Here is an 8,763-nt window from a genome sequence, read left to right on the forward strand (position 1 = left end):
GGAGAAAGATATAAAGATAAATGATACTGTACTAGTTCAAAAAGCAGGAGACATAATTCCACAGGTAGTAGAAGTAGTAACAGATAAGAGAACAGGAGAAGAGATAGAATTTAATATGCCGACAGCGTGTCCTGTCTGCGGTGAGCCTACAGTAAGATTAGATGGTGAGGCAGCAGTTAAATGTATAAATATATCTTGTCCAGCTCAAATCAGAAGAGGAATTATACATTTTGCTTCAAGAGAGGCGATGAACATAGATGGATTAGGTGAGTCTATAATTACATTACTATTAAATGAAAAGCTAATAGAAAATATATCTGATTTGTACTATCTAGAAAAAGAACAAATATCAGGTCTTGAAAGAATGGGAGATAAATCAGCAACTAATCTAATAAACGCGATAAATAAATCAAAAGAAAATGACTTATGGAGACTTATAAACGGCTTGGGAATAAAATTAATAGGAACTAAGGCTGCAAAGGTACTTGCAAGCGAATTTAAGGATTTAGATAAATTGATGAATGCTTCAGAAGAAGAACTAATAAATTTAGAGGAATTTGGAAATACTATGGCGGACAGCGTTGTGGAATTTTTCAAGGAAGAAAAGAATTTACTAGTTATAGAAAAATTAAAGGCAGTAGGTGTAAATACTAAGTTAATTGAATCAGATGATGAGGATATACCTAAGATATTTGACAAGATGAAAATTGTTTTAACAGGAACTCTTCCAACATTAAAGAGAAATGATGCAAAAGAGCTAATAGAAAAAAGAGGTGGAAAGGCGACTTCTAGTGTTAGTAAATCAACTTCGTTCGTGCTTGCAGGAGAGGAAGCTGGCTCTAAATTGACAAAGGCAAATGATTTAGGAATAAAGGTTATAGATGAAGAGAAGTTTTTACAATTAATAAACCTTAAAACTAATCAAGAGGTTTTAGAAAATTTATAGAATAATTATTGTTAGATTAAAAATAATCTTATAAAAGTTGATTTTACCTTATAAATGTAGTAAATTAATCAAAGTAGTGATAGAATGATTTAGGAATAAGTTAGTTTATTAGAGTATATAAAGCTATAAGATTTAATGAATTGTTTGGAAGAAGCGTTTGATTTTAGAAAGGAAAAAAAATGACGAGAATTGATGGTAGAGAGTTTGATCAAATTAGAGATTTAAAAATAACTAGAAATTACACAAAATATGCAGAGGGGTCTGTATTTATAGAAATGGGCGATACAAAAGTTTTATGTAATGCTTCTGTAGAGGACAAGGTTCCTCCCTTTCTAAGAAATACAGGAACTGGCTGGATAAATGCAGAATATTCTATGTTACCTAGATCAACTCAACAAAGAAAAATCAGAGATGCATCTAGAGGAAAAATAGACGGCAGAACTCAAGAAATACAAAGATTAATAGGTAGAGCTATTAGATCTGTAGTTGATTTAGATAAATTGGGAGAAAGAACTATCTGGGTAGACTGTGATGTAATTCAAGCTGATGGAGGTACTAGAACAGCATCAATAACAGGGGCATTTGTGGCTGTATTAGATGCTATCAATAAGCTACATAAGGATAAAGTAATAAAACACATGCCTGTTAGAAATTTCGTATCAGCTATAAGTGTAGGAATAGTAGATGGAGAATATTTATTAGACCTATGCTATGATGAAGATTCAAATGCACAAGTCGATATGAATATTATAATGACTGATAAAGGTGAATTCGTCGAAGTACAAGGTACAGGAGAAGAGTGTCCTTTTTCAAGAAAAGATCTAGACAAGCTTTTAGAGTTAGGAGAAAAGGGTAATAAATTATTATTACAAGCTCAAAGAGAAGCTCTAGGAGAAATAGCAGATGAGATTTTAGGTGTTGATTACGGTAATGACGTGGTTATTGCAACAGGAAATGCTCATAAATTAGAAGAAATAGGTGACATATTAAAAGACTTAGATTATAATATATATTCATTGAAGGATGTCGACCTTGGTGGTTTGGAAATTGAGGAAAATGGGAAAACATTTGAACATAATGCATTGATAAAGGCTAGAGAAGTAGCAAAAAGAACTAAAATGATAACAATAGCAGATGATTCTGGGCTTGAAGTCGATGCAATAGGAAAAAAACCTGGCATTTATTCTGCTAGATATGCAGGAGAAAATGCTACTGATGAAGAAAATAGAGCTAAACTACTAAAATCATTAAATAATACTCCTATGAGTCATAGAAGTGCTAGATTTGTTTGTTGTATAGCAGTAGTTTTCCCAGATGGCAAGGAATTTGTAGTAAGAGGAACTTGTGAAGGAACTATAGGCTTTGAAGAAAAAGGTAAAAATGGATTTGGATATGATAATCTATTTATAGTCGATAAATACAACAAGACTTTTGCTGAATTGCCATCAAGCATAAAGAATGCTATAAGTCATAGAGCAAATGCACTACAATTAATGAAAGAAGAATTATCAAGAAGAGTAGGCAGATAGAATAATAAAGGTAGTGAAATGACAATGAGAATAGGAATAATTAGTGATACTCATAGATTTACAGCAGCAATTGATAAGGCGATTCCGTTTTTACAAGATTGCGATTTAATTGTCCATGCAGGGGATAATGTAGACGATGGTGAGTATATAGAGGCTATGACAGATATACCTGTTGTGGCTGTTAAGGGGAATTGTGATTTTTATTCAGACCCAGGAAATGATGAAGAGATATTCACAGCTGAAGACAAAAAGATTTTTGTATGTCATGGACATAGATATGGAATTAAATACACTTTAGTGGATCTATATGAAAGAGCATTAGATTTAGGGGCCAATATAGTAATATTTGGTCATTCACATGTTCCTTGCTATGAAGAAGTAAAAGGCGTAATTTTTATTAATCCAGGAAGTACATCATTGCCAAGAGGTGGCTCAAGCAAAGGACTTGGTATATTGGATATAGAAAATGGAGAAATTAATTACGAACGAATAAAAATATAAATACTTTGAATTCAATGGAATACTTGTAAATAAAAAAATGGTTGTGATATAATTAAAGAGTTAGATATTTATTAGAATGAAAAAGTTATTCTAAAATGATTACATATATATATTTAGGAGGATAAAGTTAAATGAAAGCAGAATTAATTAAAAAAGAAGGTAACGTTGTAGATTTCAAATTAACTATAGACAACGACAAATTTGAAGCTGCTATAAACAAAGCTTACAACAAAAACAAAGGTAGATTCAATATAGCAGGATTTAGAAAAGGTAAAGCACCTAGAAAAATAATCGAAAATAACTATGGAAAAGGTGTATTCTATGAAGATGCTATAGATATAGTATTCCCTGAAGAATATCCAAAAGCAATAGACGAATTAGGTTTATTACCAATAGATAGACCAAGCATAGATGTTGAAGAAATAAGCAAAGACAATGGTTTAGTATTATTAGTAAAAGTTGAAGTAAGACCAGAATTTGAATTAGGTCAATACAAAGGTATAGAAGTAGAAAAAGTTGTTTATACTGTAAGTGATGAAGATGTAGACGCTAAATTAAAACAATTACAAGAAAAAGCTTCTAGATTAGTAGAATCAGATAAAGAAATAGAAAATGGAGATACTGCTAACATAGACTACGAAGGATTCAAAGATGGAGTTCCTTTCGCAGGAGGTAAAGAAGAAGGACACGACTTAGTTATAGGATCTGGAGCATTTATACCAGGATTTGAAGAACAATTAGTAGGTAAAAAAGCTGGAGAAGAAGTTGAATTAAACGTTACTTTCCCAGAAGGCTACCATGTACAAGAATTATCTGGAGCACCAGTTGTATTCAAAGTTAAAGTAAATGCAGTAAAAGTTAAAGAATTACCAGAATTAGACGATGAATTTGCTAAAGATACTACAGAATTTGAATCTTTAGACGAATTAAAAGCTGATATAAGAGCTAATGCTGAAAAAGAAGCAGCTGACAAAGCTAAAGCTGAAGAAAGAAATGCAGTAGTAGAAAAAGCTGTAGCTAATACAGAAATAGATGTTCCTGATACTATGATAGAAGCTCAAATAGATAGTTCTATAATGGAACTTAATTATTCATTACAATATCAAGGATTCAGCATAGAACAATTATTAGAAATGACAGGAAAATCTATGCAAGAATTAAGAGATGAAAAGAGAGAAGAAGCTAAAACAGCAGTAAAATCTTCACTAGTAATAGATGCTATAGCAAATGCTGAAAATATTACTGTAAGCGATGAAGAACTTGATGCAGAAGTAGCTAAGATGGCAGAAAATTATAGCATGACAGTAGAACAAGTAAAAGAAGCTTTAAGACCAGATGGATTAGACGATATAAAAGGACAATTAAGAATAACAAAAGCTATAGATTTATTAGTTGAAAATGCTGTTATAGCATAATAAAAACTATAAAAAGATTAAATTGTGGTAATTTTAATAAATTACCACAAATATATCCACAAAAATATGGAGGGGGTATGATTTATGGCATTAGTACCTACTGTAGTAGAACAGACAGGTAGAGGAGAGAGAGCCTACGATATATATTCTAGACTTTTAAAAGATAGAATAATATTTTTAAGTGATGAAGTAAATGACACTACTGCTAGCTTAGTAGTTGCTCAATTATTGTTTTTAGAGGCTGAAGACCCAGATAAGGATATACATTTATATATAAATTCTCCAGGTGGTAGCGTGACAGCTGGTATGGCTATTTACGATACTATGCAATATATAAAACCAGATGTAAGCACTATATGTATAGGTATGGCTGCTTCAATGGGTGCATTTTTATTAAATGCAGGAGCAAAAGGAAAAAGATTTGCACTACCAAATAGTGAAATAATGATACACCAACCTTTAGGTGGAGCAAAAGGCCAAGCTACAGATATAGAAATTCATGCAAAATGGATTTTAAAAATCAGAGAAAGATTAAATAAAATTCTTTCTGAAAGAACTGGCCAACCAATAGAAAAAATACAAATAGATACAGAACGTGACAACTTTATGAGTGCTCAAGAAGCAAAAGAATACGGTCTAATCGATGAAGTAATTGAAAAGAAGTAATTGAAAAAAGAGCGTAGTTTTAGGAAGAGGTGCTTAATATGTCAAAATACGAAGATAAAAGACAATTAAAATGTTCATTCTGTGGAAAGACTCAAGACCAAGTTAGAAGATTAATTGCAGGGCCAAATGTTTACATTTGTGATGAATGTGTTGAGCTTTGTGATGAAATAATACAAGAAGAGATGGAAGAAACTTTAGAAGAGGATACTCTATCTTTACCAAAACCTAAAGAAATGATGGAAATCTTAAATGATTATGTCATAGGTCAAGAAAGAGCTAAAAAGATATTATCAGTAGCTGTATATAATCATTATAAGAGAATTTACAGCAAAAAAGCGAATTCTAAAGATATAGAAATTCAAAAGAGTAATATTCTTCTATTAGGACCAACAGGTTCAGGGAAGACTTTATTAGCTCAAACATTAGCTAAGACATTAAATGTACCATTCGCTATGGCTGATGCTACATCTTTAACAGAAGCAGGGTATGTTGGAGAAGACGTTGAAAACATCTTATTAAAACTTATCCAAGCTGCTGATTTTGACATAGAAAAAGCAGAAAAAGGCATAATCTATATAGATGAAATTGATAAAATAGCTAGAAAATCAGAAAATCCATCTATAACTAGAGATGTTAGTGGTGAAGGTGTGCAACAAGCACTATTAAAGATACTTGAAGGAACAGTTGCAAATGTTCCACCTCAAGGTGGAAGAAAACATCCTCATCAAGAATTCCTTAAAATAGATACAACAAATGTATTATTCATTTTAGGTGGAGCCTTTGATGGAATTGAAAAGATAATCCAAAGACGTGGAGAAACTAAGACTCTTGGATTTGGAGCAAAAATAGAAAGTAAAAAGAATGTAGACTTAGGAAAGATATATTCAAAGGTACTTCCTGAAGATTTATTAAAATACGGTATAATACCAGAATTTATAGGAAGAATACCAGTCGTTGCAACACTAGAATTATTAGATGAAGATGCTTTAATGAGAATATTACAAGAACCAAAGAATGCTTTGGTAAAACAATTTAAAAAATTATTAGAGCTTGACAACGTAGAATTAGAGTTTGAAGACGATGCATTAAGAGCTATTGCTAAAAAAGCTATAGAAAGAAATACAGGTGCTAGAGGACTTAGAAGTATCGTTGAAAATGTTATGATGGAAACTATGTATGAAGTTCCATCTAGAGACGATATCAAAAAAGTAATCATTACTAAGAAATCTGTAGAAGGAGATAGCGATCCAGTAATAGTACTTAAAAATCATGAAGAAAGTGCATAAATATTGCATAATTGAAAATAAAGTGCATATGTATTGCGTGCATAAATTAAGTTTAAAAAAGGAGCTTGTTTAGCTCCTTTTTTAAATTTTGTTTTGTGATGAATAAATTAAGCAAATATAAGGAAAAAATAAGGGTATATTTCTATTTATGTTGAAAATTGAACTTCGTAAATATATAATATAAAAAGCACTATAAAAAAGTGTTTGTTTAATATACATTATAGAAAATGCTTTAAGGAGTGAAAATTGTGGAAGATAAATATACTAAGATAGAATGTAAATTACCATTGATTCCTCTAAGAGGACTAGCAATTTTTCCATATATGATATTAAATTTTGATATAGGCAGAGATATTTCCATAAGAGCTTTAGACGAAGCTATGATGGCAGATGAGTTGATCTTTTTAACATCACAAAAGGAAGTTGAAGTTGATGAGCCTACAGAAGATGATTTTTATCATGTTGGAACAATTTGTAAAGTAAAGCAAATGATAAAATTACCTGGAGACACAGTTCGTGTTTTAGTTGAAGGTATATCAAGAGCTAAAATAAAAGAAGTTAATCAAGATAGAGGCTTTTTTGAAGCTGTTGTCGATGAAATAATATATGACCAAAGCGAAAGTGAAAACGATGTAGAAGTTCAAGCTTTAGTTAGAAATGTTTTAGACTCTTTTGAAGAATATATAAATATAGGAAATAGAGTTTCTCCTGAAATACTTGTTTCACTAGAAGAAATAGAAAATGCAGATAGATTTGTAGATACTATTGCCTCTAATATATATTTAAAACCAGAACAAAAACAACAAATACTAGAAGAATTTGATATAACAAAGAGATTAGAGCTTTTATATTCAATTTTACTAGAAGAAATTGATATATTAAAAATTGAAAAGAAAATAACTCTAAGAGTCAAAAAACAAATGAATAAGGTTCAAAAGGAATACTATTTAAGAGAACAGCTTAGAGCTATACAAAAGGAATTAGGTGAAGAAGAAGATATAAATTCTGAAGCAGAAGAGTACAGAATTAAGCTTAAAAAGATAAAAGCGCCTAAAGACACAAAGGCTAAAATAAATAGAGAAATAGACAAATTCTCTAAAATATCACCTGCTTCACCAGATATATCTGTAAGTAGAAACTACCTAGATACTATATTCTCACTACCATGGAATAAAGAAACTAGAGATAAATTAGACATCAAAAAGGCTAGAGAAATACTAGATCAAGACCACTATGGTATGGATAAAGTAAAAGAAAGAATACTAGAATTCTTAGCAGTAAGAACTTTATCTAAATCATTAAAAGGACCGATAATCTGTTTAGTTGGACCTCCAGGGGTAGGTAAAACATCTATAGCAAAATCTATTGCAGCTGCAATGAACAGAAAATTCGTGAGAATTTCTCTTGGCGGCGTAAGAGATGAGGCTGAAATAAGAGGTCATAGAAGAACTTATGTTGCAGCTATCCCAGGTAGAATTATAAACGGTGTAAAAGAAGCAGAAACTAAAAATCCTGTTTTCTTACTAGATGAAATAGACAAGATGGCATCTGACTACAAGGGTGATGTTGCGTCTGCTATGCTAGAGGTTCTAGATCCAGAACAAAACAAAAACTTTGTAGACCACTATCTAGAAATACCATTTGATTTATCTAAGATATTATTCATAACTACTGCAAATAGCTTGAGCACAATACCAGGTCCATTACTTGACAGAATGGAAATAATAGAATTATCTGGTTATATCGAAGAAGAAAAATTAAATATAGCTCAAAAATACTTAGTTAAAAAGCAAATAGCTGAAAATGGTCTTAAAGAAGGCTTTGTTAAAATAGACGATGCTACTATGAGAGACATCATAAACTACTATACTAGAGAAGCTGGTGTCAGAAATTTAGAAAGAACTATAGGAAAGATATGCAGAAAAATAGCTAAAAAATACGTTGAAGATCCGAGCTTAACTGAAGTTGTAGTTAAGAAGGAGGACTTAGAAGAATACCTAGGAAAAGACAAGTATACATTCGATTTAGCTGGTGCTAAACCAGAAGTAGGAATGGTTACAGGACTTGCATGGACTGCAGTTGGAGGAGTAACTCTAAATGTAGAGGTAAACGTACTAAAAGGTAAAGGACAAATTGTATTAACTGGTCAATTAGGTGATGTAATGAAGGAATCTGCTCAAACTGCAATTTCTTATATTAGATCAATATCAGATAAATACAATATTCCTGATGACTTCTATCAAACTGAGGATATTCACATTCATATTCCAGAGGGAGCTACACCTAAGGATGGACCATCAGCAGGTGTTACAATGGCTACAGCAGTATTATCTGCTTTAACCAAAATCCCTGTAAGATGCGATGTCGCTATGACAGGTGAAATAACTTTAAGAGGTAGAGTGTTACCAGTTGGAGGAGTT

Annotated in this window: 7 protein-coding genes; all 7 read left to right on the forward strand. The window is 31.5% G+C overall.

Going from position 1 to position 8,763, the window contains the following annotated elements; all coding sequences use genetic code 11:
• Window positions 1–946: NAD-dependent DNA ligase LigA (gene ligA / locus SPD90_RS12380; RefSeq protein ID WP_320925434.1), on the forward strand; the 946-nt coding region annotated here is incomplete at its 5' end.
• Between the two features lie 179 nt (window positions 947–1,125).
• Complete coding sequence (gene rph / locus SPD90_RS12385; protein ID WP_320625718.1) at window positions 1,126–2,475, forward strand: ribonuclease PH; 1,350 nt, start codon at window positions 1,126–1,128, stop codon at window positions 2,473–2,475.
• A gap of 18 nt (window positions 2,476–2,493) precedes the next feature.
• Window positions 2,494–2,976, forward strand: a complete 483-nt coding sequence (locus tag SPD90_RS12390; protein ID WP_320625719.1) for a metallophosphoesterase family protein — start codon at window positions 2,494–2,496, stop codon at window positions 2,974–2,976.
• 131 nt (window positions 2,977–3,107) lie between these two features.
• Complete coding sequence (gene tig, locus SPD90_RS12395; RefSeq protein ID WP_320625720.1) at window positions 3,108–4,391, forward strand: trigger factor; 1,284 nt, start codon at window positions 3,108–3,110, stop codon at window positions 4,389–4,391.
• Between the two features lie 84 nt (window positions 4,392–4,475).
• The gene (gene clpP / locus SPD90_RS12400; RefSeq protein ID WP_320625721.1) at window positions 4,476–5,057 is read left to right on the forward strand and encodes an ATP-dependent Clp endopeptidase proteolytic subunit ClpP; all 582 of its coding nucleotides are present in this window, start codon (window positions 4,476–4,478) and stop codon (window positions 5,055–5,057) included.
• 38 nt (window positions 5,058–5,095) lie between these two features.
• A complete protein-coding gene (gene clpX / locus SPD90_RS12405) occupies window positions 5,096–6,343 on the forward strand; it encodes an ATP-dependent Clp protease ATP-binding subunit ClpX (protein ID WP_320925435.1) in 1,248 nt (415 codons plus the stop codon).
• Window positions 6,344–6,591: 248 nt separating this feature from the next.
• A partial coding sequence (gene lon / locus SPD90_RS12410; protein ID WP_320925436.1) for an endopeptidase La occupies window positions 6,592–8,763 on the forward strand: 2,172 nt, incomplete at its 3' end.

It is taken from the genome of Intestinibacter sp., from assembly GCF_034113885.1.
In the GTDB taxonomy this organism is placed as follows: Bacteria; Bacillota; Clostridia; order Peptostreptococcales; family Peptostreptococcaceae; genus Intestinibacter.